Origin of the sequence: Paenibacillus wynnii (genome assembly GCF_030812855.1) — a bacterium.
Classification (GTDB): Bacteria; Bacillota; Bacilli; order Paenibacillales; family Paenibacillaceae; genus Paenibacillus_AQ; species Paenibacillus_AQ wynnii_A.
Map to the genome: position 1 here is coordinate 1 of NZ_JAUSTK010000023.1, position 19,974 is coordinate 19,974.

The 19,974-nt window shown below is 44.7% G+C and carries 15 protein-coding genes and 1 pseudogene; 4 read left to right on the forward strand and 12 right to left on the reverse strand.

Annotation, left to right across the window (positions count from 1 at the left end):
* Window positions 1–198 precede the first annotated feature (198 nt).
* The 3 genes from J2T20_RS18645 to cysT are packed head-to-tail and all read right to left on the reverse strand — an operon-like array spanning window position 199 to window position 2,874.
* A complete protein-coding gene (locus J2T20_RS18645; protein WP_307590850.1) occupies window positions 199–1,263 on the reverse strand; it encodes a sulfate/molybdate ABC transporter ATP-binding protein in 1,065 nt (354 codons plus the stop codon).
* Window position 1,264: 1 nt separating this feature from the next.
* Window positions 1,265–2,062 (reverse strand): sulfate ABC transporter permease, encoded by a 798-nt coding sequence (locus J2T20_RS18650; protein WP_307590851.1) that lies wholly within the window; start codon window positions 2,060–2,062, stop codon window positions 1,265–1,267.
* Window positions 2,059–2,874: a sulfate ABC transporter permease subunit CysT gene (gene cysT, locus J2T20_RS18655; RefSeq protein WP_307590852.1), complete on the reverse strand. Its 816-nt coding sequence runs from the start codon at window positions 2,872–2,874 to the stop codon at window positions 2,059–2,061. Before cysT ends, J2T20_RS18650 begins: the two co-directional genes overlap by 4 nt.
* Window positions 2,875–3,103: 229 nt before the next feature.
* Here cysT and J2T20_RS18660 point away from each other — a divergent pair, with 229 nt between their 5' ends.
* Complete coding sequence (locus tag J2T20_RS18660; protein WP_307590853.1) at window positions 3,104–3,505, forward strand: secondary thiamine-phosphate synthase enzyme YjbQ; 402 nt, start codon at window positions 3,104–3,106, stop codon at window positions 3,503–3,505.
* A gap of 133 nt (window positions 3,506–3,638) precedes the next feature.
* On the opposite strand, the gene J2T20_RS18665 is transcribed toward J2T20_RS18660, so the two are convergent.
* The 3 genes from J2T20_RS18665 to J2T20_RS18675 all read right to left on the reverse strand — a co-directional run bounded on the left by J2T20_RS18665 (window position 3,639) and on the right by J2T20_RS18675 (window position 6,344).
* A complete protein-coding gene (locus J2T20_RS18665) occupies window positions 3,639–4,220 on the reverse strand; it encodes a TetR/AcrR family transcriptional regulator (RefSeq protein ID WP_307590854.1) in 582 nt (193 codons plus the stop codon).
* A gap of 4 nt (window positions 4,221–4,224) precedes the next feature.
* Window positions 4,225–4,857 carry a YigZ family protein gene (locus J2T20_RS18670; RefSeq protein WP_307590855.1) on the reverse strand — a complete coding sequence of 211 codons (633 nt, stop codon included), beginning with the start codon at window positions 4,855–4,857 and terminating at the stop codon, window positions 4,225–4,227.
* A gap of 131 nt (window positions 4,858–4,988) precedes the next feature.
* Window positions 4,989–6,344, reverse strand: a complete 1,356-nt coding sequence (locus J2T20_RS18675) for a glucose-6-phosphate isomerase (RefSeq protein ID WP_307590856.1) — start codon at window positions 6,342–6,344, stop codon at window positions 4,989–4,991.
* Window positions 6,345–6,614: 270 nt separating this feature from the next.
* On the opposite strand from J2T20_RS18675, the gene J2T20_RS18680 reads away from it, so the two are divergent.
* Both J2T20_RS18680 and J2T20_RS18685 read left to right on the forward strand, forming a co-directional pair.
* Window positions 6,615–7,523 carry an NAD(P)-dependent oxidoreductase gene (locus J2T20_RS18680; RefSeq protein WP_307590857.1) on the forward strand — a complete coding sequence of 303 codons (909 nt, stop codon included), beginning with the start codon at window positions 6,615–6,617 and terminating at the stop codon, window positions 7,521–7,523.
* 460 nt (window positions 7,524–7,983) lie between these two features.
* Window positions 7,984–9,157 (forward strand): annotated as a pseudogene (locus J2T20_RS18685) (IS3 family transposase).
* Window positions 9,158–9,241: 84 nt separating this feature from the next.
* Here the strand turns inward: J2T20_RS18685 and J2T20_RS18690 are convergent.
* The 3 genes from J2T20_RS18690 to tkt all read right to left on the reverse strand — a co-directional run bounded on the left by J2T20_RS18690 (window position 9,242) and on the right by tkt (window position 12,190).
* Entirely contained in the window at window positions 9,242–9,652 is a 411-nt protein-coding gene (locus tag J2T20_RS18690) for a hypothetical protein (RefSeq protein ID WP_307590858.1), read from the reverse strand.
* Between the two features lie 144 nt (window positions 9,653–9,796).
* On the reverse strand, window positions 9,797–10,114 hold the full coding sequence (gene ppnP, locus J2T20_RS18695) for a pyrimidine/purine nucleoside phosphorylase (RefSeq protein WP_307590859.1): 318 nt from the start codon (window positions 10,112–10,114) through the stop codon (window positions 9,797–9,799).
* Window positions 10,115–10,147: 33 nt separating this feature from the next.
* The gene (gene tkt / locus J2T20_RS18700) at window positions 10,148–12,190 is read right to left on the reverse strand and encodes a transketolase (protein WP_307590860.1); all 2,043 of its coding nucleotides are present in this window, start codon (window positions 12,188–12,190) and stop codon (window positions 10,148–10,150) included.
* A gap of 303 nt (window positions 12,191–12,493) precedes the next feature.
* Between tkt and J2T20_RS18705 the strand changes: the two genes are divergently transcribed.
* On the forward strand, window positions 12,494–13,138 hold the full coding sequence (locus tag J2T20_RS18705) for a hypothetical protein (protein ID WP_307590861.1): 645 nt from the start codon (window positions 12,494–12,496) through the stop codon (window positions 13,136–13,138).
* Window positions 13,139–13,255: 117 nt separating this feature from the next.
* Here J2T20_RS18705 and J2T20_RS18710 read toward each other — a convergent pair whose 3' ends face one another.
* Genes J2T20_RS18710 through J2T20_RS18720 form a run of 3 tightly spaced genes read right to left on the reverse strand, consistent with a single transcriptional unit; the run spans window position 13,256 to window position 19,965 of the window.
* Window positions 13,256–17,044, reverse strand: coding sequence for a hypothetical protein (locus tag J2T20_RS18710; RefSeq protein WP_307590862.1), 3,789 nt, complete (start codon window positions 17,042–17,044; stop codon window positions 13,256–13,258).
* Between the two features lie 14 nt (window positions 17,045–17,058).
* Window positions 17,059–19,359, reverse strand: a complete 2,301-nt coding sequence (locus tag J2T20_RS18715) for a hypothetical protein (protein WP_307590863.1) — start codon at window positions 19,357–19,359, stop codon at window positions 17,059–17,061.
* 9 nt (window positions 19,360–19,368) lie between these two features.
* Entirely contained in the window at window positions 19,369–19,965 is a 597-nt protein-coding gene (locus J2T20_RS18720) for a hypothetical protein (RefSeq protein WP_307590864.1), read from the reverse strand.
* Between the last annotated feature and the right edge of the window lie 9 nt (window positions 19,966–19,974).

A 19,974-nucleotide genomic window follows, 5' to 3' on the forward strand; every position in this document is an offset into this window, starting at 1 on the left:
AGGCATCCTAGCTACGCGGGGGCTTGGCCCCTCCCGCGACCGGACTTTCACCGGCTAGAGGTTGCGTGCTTAGCTGGGCACGCTGCTTTCGAAGCTAGCTTTCCATACGGAAAGCTTTCAGGCGAACGCTAACGCTTCTACAGCTCCAAACTTCCCCTTCGTCACTCCGACACCGCACTGTTAAACTTTAGTTTTTTATTAAATAAACACAGGCATTGGATCTTCTTTGAGGCGGTTTTCCTGAATCCAGCTACGATTGTCATTGAACAGATAAGCCCGGTGCACCAGTACGGAGATGCCCTGACCCACTTGCAGGGTTTCTTTCTCCAAGGATCGGTAGGTGACCAGCTTATTGCCGTTCACTTCTACCTCTACCAGCCATTCACTGCCGCGGAAATGCAGGTGTTTTACAGTGCCTTGCTCGGTAGCCGAGGCCATTTTGAATTCATGCAGACTGCCTACTTCTATATACTCCGGACGGATGAGTGCTTTGGTGGGCTTGCCCCCTCCAGCACCTTCGAAGCCTTTTAGCTCAGAGGCACTCTCAATCAGGGTAGATTCGCCAATGAAGGTTGCCACAAACGGTGTCTTCGGCTCTTTATAAATATCCCAAGGTGTACCTTTTTGCTCCAGACGCCCTTGATTAATGATCATAATTTCGTCCGCCACTTCAATCGCTTCGTCTTGGTCATGGGTTACAAAGATTGAGGTTATTCCCACGCGCTCAATCAGCTCACGAAGCCAGGAACGCAGCTCTTGCCGGATCTTGGCATCAATAGCAGCGAACGGCTCATCCAGAAGCAGCAGTTGGGGCTCAGGTGCAAGAGCCCGTGCGAACGCAACCCGCTGACGTTGCCCGCCCGACAGTTGGTGAGGATAGCGGCTTTCGAAGCCTTTTAAACCCGTTAACTCCACCAGTTCGGCTACCCGGTCACGAATGGCTGTCTTGCTCGCTTTTTTAACCTTCAAGCCGAATGCGATGTTCTCATATACAGTCATATGTTTGAATAGTGCATAGTTCTGGAATACGAAGCCGATCCCCCGCTCCTGAGGAGGGAGGCTGTTTACCGTCTGACCATGAAAAATAATATCTCCGCTATCCGGTGTCTCAAGCCCAGCCAGCATGCGCAGGATAGAGGTTTTGCCTCCGCCACTGGGGCCGAGCAAACCAATTAAATGACCTTTGGTGATTCCGAAATTAACGTCCTTGACCGCATGAAAATCTCCAAAATGCTTGTTCAACCCCCGCACTTCAACATGCATATCAGTGCACTCCCTTTCGTCTCTTCGTCCATTCCATTAACAGAAGCAATCCTACTGAGAAAGCAGCCAGTACAAGCGCTACACCACCCGCAGCAGCTACATTAAAATTCTCCACATCTTGATATACCAGCGTAGTTGCCGTTTGGGTTTTGTTCATAATATTGCCTGAGACCACGAGCACAGCACCGAACTCTCCCAAAGAACGGGCGACAGTTAAAATAACGCCGTACATCACAGCCCAGCGAATCGATGGCCAAGTTACCTTCCAAAAGGTAGTCCAGCCATAGGCACCTAGCGTTGAAGCCGCCTCCTCTTGTTGAGAGCCGATCTCCTGAAGTACCGGCATCACCTCACGCACCATCAGTGGAAACGTAACGAACAGGGTAGCAATTACCATACCAGGAAAGGCATAGACGATCTTTACTCCGATTTCCTCAAACAGGACTCCGAGCGGGCTATCCGGACCCAGTAACAGAACAATCATCAACCCCCCGATTACAGGAGATACCGCATAAGGAAGATCGACAATACTATTTAGCAGCCCCTTAAGGCGGCGTCCTATCCAAGTGGCCCGAACGAGATATAGAGCCATCATAATTCCAAACAGGGTATTGAGCAGTGTAACAACTATAACAACAAGTCCGGTCATCATTAACGCATGCAGCGCTTCCGGACGGGTTAAGGCATTCCAGAATCCATCAAAACCATTACTAAAAGCTCCAGTAGTCATCTTACTGAGTGGTGCAATGATAAGTAGAAAAAAGACAAGGTAAGTAAGGGCGATCCATAATCTCCTCATGATCTTCTCCCCCGCATCTGCACCATATTAATCAGCCATAGGATGAGAAAAGACAAGGTCAAGAGGATGACAGAGACAGCAGCAGCTCCAACCGGGTTATCACTCTCTACCTCTCCAAATATAAAAACGGAGGATACAAGCGTACGGCCCGGGATATTCCCGGCTACAAGGACGACAGCACCGAACTCAGCCAGTGCACGCGAGAAGGCCAGCATTCCTCCACTAATCATACCTGGCAACATGGAGGGCAGTATGACCTTACGGAAGACCCGGCTGCCTTTAGCTCCCATAGTATAAGCCGCTTCCTCTTCAGAGGGATCGAGTTCTTCTAGCAGCGGTTGTACCGCGCGTATTACAAACGGAAAAGTTACAAAGATCATGGCAATCACAATAGCAGGTTGGTGAAAAACAATCTCGAAGCCCAGTGCCTCTGCCGCTTTCCCAATAAAACTTCCGGGTCCGAGCAGCAGCAATATCATTAGTCCGCCTACAGCCGTGGGCAAAGCGAACGGCAAATCAACCAAGCTGTTCAAGATCGATTTTCCGGGGAATTTGTACCGAATAAGCACCCAGGCGATCATAGTCCCCGCAAACACATTAATAAGAGTAGCAATAATAGCCAGCTTCAGTGTCAATAATACCGATTTCCAAGCAATTGGGTCAGTAACACTCTCGAAGAAGCTGCGGAACCCGAGTGAAAAAGAGTTGTAGTAAACACCGAGAATTGGCAATACGATTAATACTACAAAATATAACAGGATTGTAGTACGGAATCCCCAGGTCCATCCTTTGTGTCTGAGTAATGAATTCAACGATTATGACCCCCCACCTCCGGCAAACCGGTCGGTATTCTTTTCAACTACTTTCATAGATTATTCCTATTAATATACTTGGTTTAATATAATCACTACTTTACCAAAAGCAGCTTATAACCGTCAATTACTTTCGAGTTGTTTTTGGGTAAAATATATTATACGTAGTAATCTATGCGCCTAACTTATCCTTAGTCCATCATTCAATATCAGAAAAGAGGAGAAAAATATGCTGCACACCATTGAGATTTCCACCAGTAAAAGGGATGAAATGCGTGATATCACCCGAGAAGTTGTCTCCTATGTAAAAAAAAGCGGAGTTCAAAGCGGAATTGTTGTTGTCTATTGTCCACATACTACCGCAGGGATTGCCATTAATGAAAATGCGGATCCTGATGTGAAGCATGATGTACTTATGAAATTAGATGAAGTCTATCCTTGGGAGCACCCAAAGTATCGTCATGCTGAAGGCAATACGGCCTCCCATTTGAAATCCATCACCAGCGGTCCTTCTCAAAGCTTGATCATCCATGAAGGGGAGCTGCTGCTCGGACGCTGGCAGGGTATTTACTTTTGCGAATTCGATGGACCCCGTCGGCGCCAGTGTTATATAAAAATTATAGAAGGTTAAGACATATTTAGGGCCGCTCTAGATATTCACTTAGAGCGGCCCTCTATACAAATTATAGCAACTTTCACTTTCACCATGCGAAGTTATACCAATGCAACGCTCTAAAGCGGAATAGGCTAAAAAAAACATCAAGCTATAGACTGCGGCATAGTACTTTTATATGAGATACAGCAGCTGGTCTTACATCCTCGAATGAGACCTTATCCTGAATATAATAGGAAATAAATCCATGGGCAGATAAAAACAACGTCAACGGTACATTCTGCCAATCCTCAGCTACATATCCTTCTTCCTTCATATGGCGGCGTACTATACTTGAAAATAGTTCAAAGCAGCGTCCCTGTTCCGCTCGACAGTATGCCAGCAGCTCTTCATCGCGAATCATGAACATGATCTCGTATTGATACGGATGATCAATTCCGAATCTAATAAACTCCATGAGCAGCTGTTCCACCCGAGTCATACCTTCTTCGGGAGGTTTGTTCATAGCTTGGGATAACAGGTTGGCTACATGATTGAAATCCTCGACAACAATAGCGTAGAATAATTCTGCTTTTTCCTTGAAATGATAGTACAAGGAGCCGTGGCTGTATCCCAAATGCTGTCCGATACTGCGCATTGAAATGGCCCGGTACCCTTTGGTAATGAACAGATGCCTAGCCGACTCCAATATCCTTTCCCTCGACAACTCCTGTTCCACTGCTCTTCTTGCCATTATCTTATTCCCCTTCGCTGTAGTAAAGCCGCTGGCCCTCCGTTACACGAGCCTGACCCTGGGTCAAGTCTGTTATCCATGCCATAAATGGGTCACCTTCATCATTCCGAGGCAGACATGTAAGTGTTACTTTATCGGTAAATAAAGTCTCGCCTGTCTTAACCCCTCGTCCTCTAAGCTCGTTCTCCACTTTGCCTAGCCAAGTGTAGTCGATTTCTACGAACACCTCTCGCCGCAGTACACGGGTGATTACTTCTCCGGCTTCCAGCGCCAACACAGCGCCATCCGTATAAGCCCGGATCAATCCTCCTGCTCCCAGCATAATGCCTCCGAAATAGCGGGTGACTACAATTACAACATTTTTAACTCCCTGGTTGCGGATTACCTCCAAAATCGGTTTACCGGCCGTTCCACTCGGTTCACCGTCGTCTGACTGTCTCTGAATCTCGTCTCTTTCACCGATCGTATAGGCAGAGCAGTTATGTGTGGCGTTCCAATGCTTCTTCTTGATGTCCTCAATAAAAGACACTGCTTCATCTTCGTTCTCCACCGGCATAACATGACCAATGAAGCGTGATTTACGGATTACGACTTCCAAGGAGCCGGAAGAACGCACCGTCCGATATTGTTCCAGCATTTCATTCCATTCCTTATATGTGCATGATGGCTTGAACTCTTGATATATATTAGGAGCAGCCCAGGGTATGAATTACCTATGGACTGCTCCTCTGTTAAATTGCATTGCTATGATAAATCTCTAGGTGAGTACTATTCTGTAAGTCTGGCTTCCAATTCGGCTTTTTCTTTCTCGTAGCCTGGTTTGCCCAGCAATGCGAACATGTTCTTCTTATAGGCTTCTACACCCGGTTGATCGAACGGATTCACTCCAAGCAAGTATCCGCTGATTCCGCAAGCTATTTCAAAGAAGTATACCATGTATCCGAAAGTATATGGAGTTTGATCCGGAATAGTTACAATCAGGTTCGGCACTTGTCCGTCAGTATGTGCAAGCATCGTACCTTGGAAAGCCTTTTTATTTACAAAATCCATGGTCTTTCCAGTCAAGAAGTTCAAACCGTCAAGATCATCAGGATCACTCTCAATTGTTACATGATGCTCTACATTAGCCACTTGGATAACCGTCTCGAAAATGTTACGGCTGCCTTCTTGAATGAATTGTCCCATGGAGTGCAGGTCCGTAGAGAAATCAACGGAAGAAGGATAGATTCCTTTGAAATCCTTGCCTTCGCTTTCGCCGAAAAGCTGTTTCCACCATTCGGATACAAAGTGAAGGGATGGCTCGTAGTTGACCAGAATTTCAATGGCCTTGCCTTTACGGTATAGAGCATTACGAACTGCTGCATATTGATAGGCTTGGTTAGTCGCAACATCCGGATTATTAAATTCATCAGCAGCTGCGGCTGCACCTTGCATCATTTCTTCAATGTTAATACCTGCTGTAGCGATCGGCAGTAATCCTACCGGTGTCAGCACGGAATAACGTCCACCTACATCATCAGGGATAATAAATGACTCGTAGCCTTCTTCATTAGCCAGCTTCTTGAGAGCGCCTTTTTCCTTATCTGTAGTAGCATAAATACGTTTGCGGGCTTCCTCTTTACCATATTTCTTCTCCAGCTCAGCGCGGAAGATACGGAATGCGATAGCCGGTTCGGTTGTTGTTCCGGATTTGGAGATAACATTCACAGAGAAGTCTTTACCTTTTACAAGGTCAAGCAAATGTGTGATGTACGTCGAGCTGATGTTGTTACCGGCGAAATAAACTTCCGGTGTCTTGCGGCTGTCCTTAGACAGGTTATTGTAGAAGGAGTGTGAGAGTGCTTCGATAGCTGCGCGTGCTCCCAAGTAGGAACCGCCGATACCGATAACGATCAGTACATCCGAATCTCCTTGAATCTTCTTGGCTGCGGCCTGAATACGAGCGAACTCGCTTTTGTCATAGGCATTTGGCAGATCGATCCAACCTAGGTAGTCTGAACCCGCTCCGGTAGCGTTATGTAGTTGCTCATGGGCTAGTTTAACCGGCGCTGCAAGAAAGTCAATTTCCTGCTGGTTGATGAAATCAAGGGCTTTACTGTAGTCAAAATTAATCTTTTTGGACACGGTAATGGTAACCTCCTGTATGTCTCTTTAGTTTGACACGGTTTGTAAGAACTTTATAATAGGATACTTTAATTTCGCGGGACTGGCAAGGTCTTAGGGCACATCAAGGACTCCAGCCTTATGTTTTTGAGGCTTTTGTGGAAGCGTTACGAATACATATGGATTCTGTACTGTGGAACATGCTATAAGCCCGTGTTAAAATGAAAAGAACGTATGACTTTAGAAGCTACTACAGTTCTAATGAGACCCTAAGGCGAAGGTGGAAATGTAATGAAACAAATCGGCTTTATCGGACTCGGAACAATGGGAGCGCCTATGGCCTCTAACCTTCTGCGTGAAGGATATCAAGTTACCGTGTACAACCGCACGGCTTCCAAGTGTGAACCTCTTGTCAATGAAGGCGCACAAACTGCCTCTACACCACATGCAGCTGCAGAAGGCAAGGACGTTATTATTACCATGATTAGCAACGATGATTCTATCCGTGAAGTATTTTACGGTCAGGACGGTATTCTGGGGGCATTGAAACATGGGGCTGTAGTTATTGATTCAAGTACCATCTCTACTGGGTTGGTACGTGAGATTGCTGCTGCAGTGACAGAACATGGAGGCCAATTCCTTGATGCCCCTGTAACCGGCAGCAAGCCTGCCGCAATAGAAGGCACTCTGGTATTCATGGTCGGTGGCAGCGCAGACGTTATTGAATCTAACCGGGACATCTTCGACACCTTGGGCAAAAAGCTTCTGCACATGGGCGAGAATGGCAGCGGTGCAGCAGCAAAACTGGCACACAATGCCATGGTTGGCATCCACAACGTTGCTCTAGCGGAGGGCTTCGCTATAGCCGTTAAATCCGGTGTGCCGGCGGACAAGTTCCTGGAGTTAGTGATGAACGGTTCCGCAGGAAGCAAACAAGCTGAACTCAAGGGCCGCAAAATCATCGAGAACGACTTCACCAACCAGTTCTCCTTGGCTCTCATGCTTAAGGATCTGAAGCTTGCTTCCGCGCTTAGCGATTCCACAAGCGTTCCATCCCCAATGCTGGGCTTGGCAAAGAGCATGTTCCAAGCCGGGTTCAACCAAGGCTACGGCGACGAGGATCTCTCCGCTGTGGTTAAATGCTATGAGGCATGGATCGGCCAGAAGATGGGCGAACAAGCTGCTGGAAAGAAAGACTAAGCTTACGAGCACTCATTAGACGACAATGATATCCGTATGAGTCAGTTTCATAAACAATTCTCACCAGATAAAAACCGTATAAACATCAGTGCCTGTAGGTGCAGGATTTCGAGCGCAAAGGATGCTTCAGTAGCAGTATTGTTGTACTTTGTGCAGGATTTCAGTCGCAGACGGTGCTTCAGGAGCGGAATTGTTGTACTTTGTGCAGGATTTCGAGCGCAGGCAGTGCTTCAGGAGCAATTTTATTGTATTTTGTGCAGGATTTCGAGCGCAGGCAGTGCTTCAGGAGCAATTTTGTATTTGGTGTTATATCGAATTTTCGCATTATGAGTTTGACATGTGTATAATCCAAAAGACCGTCCCTATGCTCATTTGTGGTATTATCCCCTTCAAGTAGACACTCGTAAAAAGCCTAATGTTATTATTATTAGGAACGAGTCAACTTGGAGGGGATATTTTTATGGCCAGAAAAGGACAAGTATTTCAACAGTATACGGAAGAATTCAAGATGGCGGCGGTCAGGGAATTGAGGGATCAGCCAGCTATAATGTAGTAGCAGAAAGGTTGGGTATTCGTAGTAGTACCCAACTGAAAATGTGGGTAAGAAAGCATCGAGATGGAGAAGCGTTCGATACACGTAAGGGCTCATTTAGTCCCATGAAAGGACGCCCTCGTACAACATTTGCTAGCATTGAAGAAGAGCGGGATTACTTGAAAGCACAGGTGGACTACCTAAAAAAGCGGTATCCAAATCTAGTAAAGGAGAGAAATTGAAACAACAGGTCAAGTACCAAGCCATTGAGGAACTGCGTGACCTACACGGTGTCACACGTCTATTAGCTATTGCAGGGCTACCTAGAGCCAGTTACTATAAGTGGCGATCCACAAGGCATCTGCGAAATGAAGTGCACAGGCGAGATCACGAAATGAAAGAGCACATGGTCGCCATTCACTTGGCGCATCCAGAATTCGGATACCCCCGAATGCGAACAGCCCTGTGGGAAGCAGGATACCTCGTCAACCATAAAAAAGTATGGCGACTCATGAAAGAACTGGCAATCCAATCGGTGATTCGAAAGAAACGAAATCGCTCCAACTATACACCTTCCGTGGTGTATCCTAACCGACTGAAGCGCCAGTTTCATGCTATTGGCCCTCAGCAGAAGCTCGTCACCGATATTACCTACATTTCAGATGGCACCCATTTTTACTACCTGTCTGCGATTCAGGATCTTTTTAACAATGAGATTGTCGCTTGGAAAATTTCCAACCGTAACGATGTAAACCTGGTTCTGGATACGGTGGAGCAGTGGACACGAAAAAGAGACGTCTCGGAAGCCGTACTCCATTCGGATCAAGGCTTCCAATATACGTCTCAGGCGTACAACACACTATTAGAGGCATTCGGCGTCAAAGGCAGCCACTCTCGCAAAGCAACCTGCCTAGATAACGCATGCATCGAATCCTTTTTTTCGCATCTCAAGACAGAGAAGTTGTACCTTCATCAGTGTAAATCAGAAGCAGAGATCCATCAAGCCGTCGAGGAATATATCTATTTTTATAACTACCAGCGATTTCAGTCTAAACTTAAACAGCGCGCGCCGATTGAGTATCGGCACGCGCTGGCTGCTTAGCTTTTTTCATCTGTCTACTTGACAGGGGTATGCTCATTTGAGCCCTAGGGACGGTCTTTATTTTCAACCTATTCTAAGACTATATCACTTCTCAATCTGTAAACTCTCCATAACCAAATGAACACGATCATCTTGATTTGCGTCGTCGGCGATATGAAAAAGCAATACGTTGGCTACCTGAACTATTCGGTGTGGCACAACATCTGCTGCTTCTGTGTGAAATTCAAAATCCTTTAAACCCTTTATAGCCTCTTTGCTAGATGAATAAATATATAAACTGATGGATTGATTCTCATCGATTAAATATTCTTCAGGAGTGACATCATTATAGGCTCTAGAAAACACAGAATTTGGATTCGTTTCCGTTTGCTTTTGTAATTTAATTTCTTGGCTTGCGAATGAATCTATAATCTGCGCAGATGAAATTTTCATTTCATCATTCCTGCATCCTGTAATAAAAAAGCAGACCATTAAAACTGCAATCACCATTCTCACGACTTGGCCCCCTTACGGCGTTATTCCTTCTATCATGTAACGGAATCAAACTCGGGAATGTTGCAAACTCATGATCTTTGACTTTCAGGGTATGAAAAAAAGCCCCACGATAACGATAACGTGGGACTTCTTCAAATGAATATATTACAGAACAGGGTATGAACAACAATAATCAGTTACTTCGAATACTTCCAGCGCAAACTTGGAGTTGCCAGGAACATTAAATGTCGTTGCTTCTTTAATCTCCTGCCAAATCTCAGAGCCGGGAAGCAGCACTTTTAGATCGCCAGACAGAATCTCCATGATCTCAGGACCTTCTGTACCGAATTCATACACACCCGGCAGCATAATTCCTAATGTCACTTTGGTGCCATCCTGCAAAATGACTGTACGGCTTGTCACTTTTCCCCCATAGTACACGTTTGCTGCTTTTTCAACCGTTGCGTTGTTAAACTGACTCATTATATGTTCTCCCCCTTGTGAGTATTCTGTCGATTATAGCAGAGCCTTCACACGGCTGACAACATTCTCCACGGTAAAGCCGTATTCTTTGATAACAGTATCGCCAGGTGCAGAAGCACCGAAGGTAGTGATACCCAGAATGTCGCCTTGGTCTCCTGTGTAACGCTCCCAACCAAAGGTTTGAGCCATTTCTATAGCAAGACGAGCTTTAACTTCAGGAAGGATCACGGAATCACGGTAAGCCTTATCCTGTTTTTCGAACAAATCCCAGCTCGGCAAGCTGATTACACGTACTTCAATGCCTTCTTCGGCCAAAGCGGCTTGAGCTTTCACAGCAAGCTGTACTTCAGAACCCGTAGCAATGATTTGTGCTTGTGGTTTACCGTTCTTCGCATCAGAGACAACATAACCGCCGCGTTTGATGTTATCGCGCACGCCTTCTACGGTTCCTGGCAGAATCGGCAGGTTTTGACGAGTTAATACCAGTGCTACCGGGTTAGCTTTGTTTTCCAATGCATAAGCCCATGCCGCAGAAGTCTCGTTAGCATCAGCCGGACGAATAACCGTAAGACCCGGGATGATACGAAGCGAAGCCAGTTGTTCGATCGGCTCATGAGTAGGGCCATCTTCACCAACAGCAATACTATCGTGAGTCAGTACATACGTTACAGGAAGCTTCATAATAGATGCCAAACGAATCGCAGGACGCAAGTAATCCGTAAATACGAAGAACGTACCGCCGAATACTTTCAGTCCGCTGTGCAGGGCAATTCCGTTCATCGCTGCAGCCATACCAAATTCACGTACACCGAAGTAAATGTTACGACCGTCATAGGATTCTGAGGTAAATGAAGTCAAGCCGTTCAGGTGAGTCATTGTGGAGCTTTCAAGGTCAGCAGATCCGCCTACAAGCTGAGGAACTCCCGCTGCCAGACCGTTCAGCGCATTACCGGAAGCAATACGTGTAGATACGGCTTTATCTTCAGTGGTATACATAGGAAGCTTTGCATCCCAACCTTCTGGAAGATCGCCATTCGTTACTGTTTCAAATTGGGCAGCCAGCTCTGGATAAGCTTTTTTGTAAGCTGCAAATTGCTCGTCCCATTGTTTGTTCGCTGCAATGCCACTTTCTTTGACTTGAGCAAAACGGGTACGAACATCATCAGGTACATAGAAATCTTCTTCATATACCCATTTGTAGAAGTCCTTTGTCAGCTTAGCTTCATCAGCACCCAGCGGGGAACCGTGAGTACCGCCGTGGCCGCCTTTACCTTGCTTGTTCGGGCTTCCGTAACCAATAACAGTCTTAACCTCGATCAATGTTGGCTTGCTGCTGTCTGCTTGTGCTTCAGCAATAGCCTTCTCGATTGCTGGAAGATCGTTACCGTCTTCTACGCGCAGCACTTGCCAGCCGTATGCCTCAAAACGCTTAGCTACATTCTCAGAGAAGGACAGGTTCAGCTTACCATCCAGTGAAATATCATTCGAATCGTACAGAACTACCAGCTTACCCAGTTTCAAGTGTCCAGCCAGCGAAGCAGCTTCAGAAGAGATTCCTTCCATAAGGTCTCCATCGCCGCAAATTGCATAAGTATAATGATCAACTACACGATGCTCATCCTTGTTATAAGTAGCCCCCAATTGAGCTTCAGCCATTGCCATACCTACAGCCATAGCAATACCTTGTCCAAGTGGACCCGTAGTAGCATCAACACCTGCTGTATGCCCAACTTCCGGATGACCTGGTGTAAGGCTGCCCCATTGACGGAATTGTTTCAACTCTTCCATTGGAAGATCATAGCCGCTTAGGTGCAGCAAGCTGTATAGTAGCATAGAGCCGTGTCCTGCAGACAATACAAAACGGTCACGGTTTACCCATGTTGGATGGTTCGGATTATGTTTCATTGTTTTAGCGAATAGTTGGTATCCCATAGGTGCGGAACCCATTGGCATACCCGGATGTCCGGAGTTTGCTTTCTCGATGGCATCAATTGCCAACGTACGGATCGTAGTAATTGCCAGGTTATCAATTGTAGAGTTTTCTTCCTTTTGGATCGCTTGACTTTGTTCACTCATTTTCAAATATCCTCCTCTAAAATATCAAGAATGTCATTTTGATATTCTTATTGTATCACTTGTGTGGAAGCATTTCCAATTGTTTTTGAAAACTCCATATTCCAACACTCTATGTTTAGCATTTTCAATACAATTATATACGTCAATGTATACGGGCAAAGGGCGGGTTTGGACTTAGCCTTAAGTCTAGTTTTTAGTTGCGACTAAAGTTTGTTTTATAAAACTGGAATATACAGTAAGATAGAATTATTAATAAATAAATTTACCGGTATCTTACCTTGTATAGGAGAAAGGAATTCGTTCATGACACCAAAAAAGGATATCTTTATCGTGCTCACCGGAACGGGTACCGCCTTCAGCGGTGTAATCAGATGGTTCACAAAGGCCGATCTGAATCATGCTTCGATTGCTTTTGACAGCGAATTGCGGGAAGTGTATAGCTTTGGTCGGAAAAAGATGCATAATCCGTTCATTGCTGGTTTGATTCAAGAGAATTTTGTTGACCCCTTCTATAATGGAGCGGACTGTGCCATCTATCGTCTGCGGGTAAGCCGCGAGGAATATGATACGATGCACAACCATGTTACAGGGATGATGGAGAATCAGGAACGTTATAAGTATCATCTATTAGGTTTAGTAGGCGTGCTGCTTAACGTTAAAATCGATCGGGAAGACGCTTATTTTTGCTCTCATTTTGTAGCATCCCTATTTGAAAATACAGAGTTTCATCCGGTCAATAAGCCCTCGTGCTTCGTGACTCCTGAAGATTTCGCCCTTTCGTTATGCCCTCATAAAATTTACAGCGGCAAGCTATCCTATTATTTACGCGGAGCACCTAGTATTTCAGCCCGTCCATCTGCTGTACATAACTCCGTTCCGGTCTCGGGAGCGACAGCTACAGCACGGATCATAAGAGGCGCGGAGGAACGGGTTGAAGGGGTTGTGTAACCATCCTTGACCTTAGAGTCATAAGCTGAGGGATCGATAATCTACTAAAAAGACGACTTACATTCGAAAACCAAATGTATAGTCGTCTTTTTAATTACCGTTCTATGAAAGATGAACCTATTTTGTTCTGTGACTTCTAAAATACTCCGACCATTCTTCCGAAATCGTTACAGTAACTGTGTCTACTTTTGTATTGAATTCATTTTGCGCAGTAAAGGTAAAAGTAATCGGGCCATTCGGCAGATTCTCGAAAGAGGGATCATACAGTTCACCCGTCCATAAGGTCTTGGCACCACTAGTAGCGCTAAGTTGCGTATGGTAACCGCCCGGCATCGTTACCTCTACGGTGTCTGGTAACCCCGTTGTATCCGCCTGCAGGATAAACCGCTCACCTGCCCAAAACACATTGTAGTCTCTTGGGTTGTCTGGATTGCCGCTCTTTTTCAAGTTGTAACCGATACGGTTATCATTCCACTCCGTAGTATGTTTGACACCACCCTGGATGGTCAGTAAATTTACCATAAAATATTTGCGAGGTGATATGCTGCTCCATTCGTAGCCGTCAAACACCTCAACTTCCACCGCATATTTTTTGTTCTCTACAATCGTCCCACCTGTAACGGTCCATTGCTTGGCTGAAGATACGGTTTCACCTGACTGTGCAACGATATTATTTGTCGCCAAATCAATGACCCTCACCTTGAAGCGCTGCTGCAAATCGCTGTCTCCATCCTGGTAAGTCCATTGGAGAATAGGTGTAAGTGTACTGGCTACCGTAGGGCTTGCAGAGTTACTGCTACCCGGATAAGTGATGTTCACTGTTGGAATCTGATTACTTACGGTGATACTCCGTGAGGTTTCACTAGAAATCCCAAGCGAATCGGTTACAACCTGTCTAATCGTGAAAGATCCATGGGTCGTAAACTGCTTAACAAAATCACTCGATGCGCTGAGAAGTGCTTCCGTTCCCCCAAAGGGCTTCAGGTAATATTTGTAGGTAATACTATCCCCTTTTATGATATCTGCATCAGTAGCCGTGCCGGTGATGATAAAGTCCTCATTTCGATGCCCCGAACTCTGATTTAGGGTAAAGCCAGGAACGGGAGGCGTATCGATGATAAAAGCCTTCTCGTTTGACACCTCGGACCACTGGCCCCGTGAGGCCGCACGACCGTTAACCGTATAATACACAAACCGTTCAAAGGTTAGATCTGGTGTTTGATATTGCCGGCATGTCCCATCCGTGTCGATGTTCTCAATCGTCTGGGCCAATAGGCTATCCATCGTGAAAAACTCGAACCGATACTTCTCCTGAGCATCGTTTTCCGGATCGGAATATGCCCATTTCATTAGTGGATCCGAGAGTAATACCGTTGGACTGTCAATGGTTCCTGCAGGGGAGGTGATCGTCATCGAAGGTCTCAGGTTCTCCTCTGCTGTTACATTCAATACCGCTATGTTCGATTTATCACCAATCTGGTCTACTGCCCAGTGCTGAAGTATATACTTCCCCGGTTCATCAAAATTCACTATAATGTTTGGGGTGGAGTAGGTTTTGATATCCCCTTTGCTGTCCGTCACGTTCCAGTAATACCGTAGACTGCTCTGATCTGCAGAGTCGTCATCCGTATCGGTCGAGGTATAGGTCTTGCTATCGTACTGGTATACGTTGACCGGCCCCGTAATTTGAGCTGTCGGAACGTGGTTAATTACCGAAAATGACTTTGTAGCGAAAGAGTTATAAGTCCCGTCCCAAGCTTCTAAGCGCATTTCCCAACCATTCGAGATTGCCTGCTGCTGTGAAATCCCGTATTTGCTTAGTATATCCCTAACCGTTAAGCTCTGGTTTTCATTGCCACCCACATATCGATAAGTCCCTCCGTCAATATGTGCGTTCCATCCAAACGTTAATGCATCCCCATCCTCATCCGGATTCCGTGTTTTATTCTGCAGTGTAATCAAGGTATCTCGGTAAACTTCGGTAGGCATTTCAAAGGCCGCAATCGGTGGATGATTGACTACATTAACATTTTGAGTGTAAGGTTCGGACCATAATCCCAGATTATCATGTACCCTTAGAGTGATTTCATAACTCCCAACGCCATATCCGGTTATGCTCGGCGGTAAAGTCGGTGTGCCTGAATAACTCCAAATGATCGCTCCACTCTTTCGGACGATCCACTCATAAATATCCAAGGGGTCATTATTGGGATCAAAGGACTTGTCCGTTATTAATGTGGTCTTTTTATAGGAGACGATGTTGGGATCGGCGGTAAATAAGGCGACCGGTGGAAGATTCGCTGCAGATTTGCCCACGGTACGCAGGCACCAGTCACTCCAAACCCCATTCCCATTTTCACCGTCTATATCCCTCACCCGCAGTCGTATATCATAGTTTTCAACTTTAGGCAGTTGCGCAGGGGGTTGGCCCTCTGTCCAAAACTCATCAGCTGTAAGTTTATACTGCCATTGCCAAACACTAAGCCCCTTATCATTTCGGCTAATGTGATCCAAATCGTACGAGCTATCCGTGAGCTGCAGATTACCGTTTACGATTTTGGCAGCGAAGATTGCAATGGGCTTACGGTGAACCTGAAAAGCTAAAGAGGATAAATTGTCTCTACTCCACAAGCGGTAACTATCAAACTGGTTATTGGTTTTGGGGTTATCCTTGAACTGTACCGTAGCCACATATTGGCCCGTGTAAGGGAAAGAAGCATAGGCCCCACTTCTCCATTGACCCGAGTCCGAAATGAGTCCCATGCTGTTATCAAAAAAAGCTGGATCATGTTCATATTTGTACCGTTCAGCATATTTCGGATCGCCCTCTGAATCCGTATAAACCGTTGGGCTGGTAATTGGTGAATTAATAAGGACAAAGGCATTTCTCTTCAACCGATTCTGGACCGTAAAGTTTAGTGGAGGTGCCTCTGCCCTATATTTATACGGGTCTACAACCTTCACCTTGACTTGATAGCTCCCCGGAGGGATCGAATCATTGATTACATCTATAGGCACTGAAAAGTACTTAGGTGATTTCGTGCCGGTGACTTTAATCTTGCGATAAAACACATTCGGCACTTCTACAATCACCTCTAAATCGTCATTATCGGGATCTTGAGCAAACCCTTCTACATTTAATGTACTAAGTCCAGTTTCGTTAATCAGTACCATGTTGTCCTGAGAAACCAATGATAACTGTGGCGCACTGTTAACGATTAGTGGAATCATATGGGATTCCATGACGCGATTAGATACCCAAACATCATTATGTCTCGTATATGAAGACCAACCAATAACAATCTCTAGAAATTTAGGATCTAGAATATCGTAATCTTGAATCCATCCATTTAACAATGACAGGCTAATACTTGCAGGAGCGATTGTCTTTTGGGCGAAAGAGTGTGTAAAACTGCTTAAGCTATAGGTATCAAGATCGAAATAGGTTCCGGCAGTATGATTGGTGCGCATAGCCCCATCTGCCGCGAGACCATGAATAAGCCCGCCATATACTAAATTCGAATTCCATTCATAGTCATCATTCACATAATCAGGATAGTTATCGTAGGTATCGCTCCCTCTATAGGTATCTGCCATAGTTTGAATTTGACTGATATCGTAACTAATCCTTTTGGTTAGTTTGTTATATTTTATGTTAGTTACAGAAACTGCATCTCGATGAGTGTAAATTTTTGACCAGTAATTATCATCACTTAAACTAGGTTGATATGGATCAATGACATACGGCGCATATCCATCATAGGCTGGCATTTCATAACCCGCATATTCTATTATATTAGGATCTGTGCCGGCCTCTACTTTCTGCGAACCTCCACACACCAAAATCGGTAAGAGCAGTGTAAAACAGATCGTAAGTTTGATGAAGCTATATACTTTTCTTTTCATTCTGTCCCCTTTCTCTACCATGACCAATCAGCCTGTGGCGCTCGATTTTTAACATCTACTATTTTTTCGATGGTGTTCTGGCCGCTAGAATCTGCATACTTTCGATCCGCTGAAGTGATAAAGGCATCAATCGTAGGCTGACCAAAGGTTTCATAAGCAGTATGGCGAATCTCATATTTACCTACCTCGGTTACTGTAAGAGTTAGTCGGTCTTTATTCTCATTACTGAAAATAACCCATGCTTCCTCTTCAAAGTTGCCATCATTATCGGAGTCGTACCGATATTCCCATAACCGTTGATCTATGATATCCCCGTCTGGAGAATAGGACATATCATCTATCGATATGACCGCTTGGTTCCCATTTAAAGGGTCGCGGAATGCCCTACCTTGCATTGAAAAATAAACAACGGGTGGTTCGTCCGGAACAATCTCAAAAGTCACGACATCTGTTGCGCTGTAACCTAGCGTGTTCTCCACATAAATGCTTGCCCTATAAATACCGGGCTTTTTAAAAAGTACGGGATTGGCCGTTATCCCACTTAACGTTCCGGCATATTTAATATCTGCATTCGTTCCTCCAGACATGGCCTCAATGGTGATTATTGTTTTGCTTTGATCTAATGGGTAGTAAAAAGGGCTTGTACTTTTACTGGTTAGGATTACTTTTCGATTTTGTTTTTTCGTCCCTGTGATTTCAATCTTGGCATCCGGAGTAGGGTGAACTACATTTATAAATCCTCCAGTGCTGCCGGTCATCATATCATTATCTACTACGGTTAGTCCGACCGTGTTCTCTCCAATGCTCTCGACAGGATACCAGAACGTTGATGTTGATTCCGTAGGTGTCGGTAGACTAATAGATCCTGGTGCTTCAAAGAAATAGTTCTTGATTTCCCCATCCGGATCATACGAACCTCCACCTCTAGCAACAACATCCTCCCCTGCTTTGACAACTGGAGGAACCATTAAAACTGCTACCGGTGGTTCTCCCTTTGGTGCCGGCGCTGGCGGGGTACTTGGGTAGATTACTGAGGAATGATTTTTATAGACCTCTACCATTGCCGATAAGGGTTGCTGCAGGTATGTAATGGTACCGCTTTGGGTCGTTACCGGATTGCTGAATCTTACAATGACAGTCAGTTCATACTCTTGTTTATAGTTATCTGATGTCACCCTTGATTTAGGAATGGTGAAATCAAACACCTTATTCGTATTTAATGTCTTGCTATAGTCCTTCTTAGTTTGAAGCGTATCACCCTTACCCTTCTCCTTGGCATAAAACACCCATTCGGAGATATTCGATGTGTTGGTATATCTTAATAATTCGCCTCGGAGCGATAATTGTACAGGTACATCCTTGTCAGCATATTTAGTTGGGTTTGGATTGGGAGTTAGAACGCTTACCGTTCCGTTGAGTTCTGCGTCGGTAGGGAGGTTATAGTCGAAGGTGATGTTGCCTGCGTAGTTGTAGGTTGTTAGCTTGGCGTCTGCCAGATAATAATAATATTCCGTGATTTGATAGCGACGACCTTCTGCATGTCCAGACAAATCGTGCTTGCCATCATCGGGTTCGGTTTTCCATACTGTGCGAAAACTATTCTTATCATTGCTAGCTCTAGGAATCATATAATCTACAATAATTCGATTATCTTTAAATTGGACAGTTTTTATATTTGGAGTTCTTATATACAGATCACTAGAAAATTCCAATGGTTTCACTGTGGATTGAATGATTGAATCTGGATCTATAATCACTCTTGAAGAGTTGTTATACCAAATAAGTCCTTCTGCTGAGAGATTAGATTTGGTAGTAATTAGCCTTAATGGTGGGTTAGCAGATGGAGTTATGTTGTCATCTGCATTTAAGTCATAGGAGTCCATGGTGTCCGTTAATGCCTTGTATTCATTAATCTGCCAGCGACGTCCATTCGAATACAGCCAGATAGAATTACCCGGTGTGGTCTTAAAAGGTTTTTTAAACTCTCCGCTAAATCCCTGAACATTACTTATCGTTTGCGTACTTCCGTTGCCTTTAAGAGTAACTTTTATCTTCCCATTTTCAAGAGTAATATTCCCCACGAGAGTATTCGCACCCGAATATTTAAGTGTTCCTGTCTTAATTGCAGAACTACTTACGCCGCTGGGTAAATCCAGATAAAAAGCCTTTGCGCTATTATCTACCCCGGTTAAACCAATTGAGGTAGGTATACCTATGGTTGCTGATTTTGTATCCGTTGCCTGTGCGGCAGAGCAAGTGAAAAACGGGACTATTAGCAAAAAACTAAGAAAAAGTAGAACAAATTTTTTTTTCATTTCTTCTACCTACTCTTTACGATTTACAATATATTTTTCTGCCGAACTTCCCTTTACATCTAACCAAATTACAATATGATTGAACGATCCTGTATTTAAGAACCCTTGGTACGTGGTTAATTTTTCTCCTGGTTTTAGGGTATAATCCCATAATGCTTCCTTGCTGTTCTTTTTACGAACATTAACTAAAGGCATGTCTTGCAAAAGAACTCCACCATCACCTACCCCAATAGACCATTTAGGATTGGGATCTTTTGCGCTTTCTTCAATTACTGTCTTTCCTTTATTTTCAATTGTAATTTTTGTCCAAACAAAATATTTTCCATAGTTATTATACCCATATTTCTTAATCAACTCTTGAGCCGTTGCAGACTTAATATCATAAATCATAATCTTCTCCAGCGTATAACTAAGCCCCCCAGCCGTAACAGTAACCGGAAGCTCAACATCCTTTTTCAATCCATATTTGAACAAATTATCCGTCATTACCGGAGCTTTTGTAGTTGCTGAAGTAGCTGCTACTGCTACAGTTCCCTCTCCTTGCCCTAAAACCATACTGAACAACATGGATGCCGCCATCACTGTTTTTACAATTGTTTTTTTCATGTGAATCTC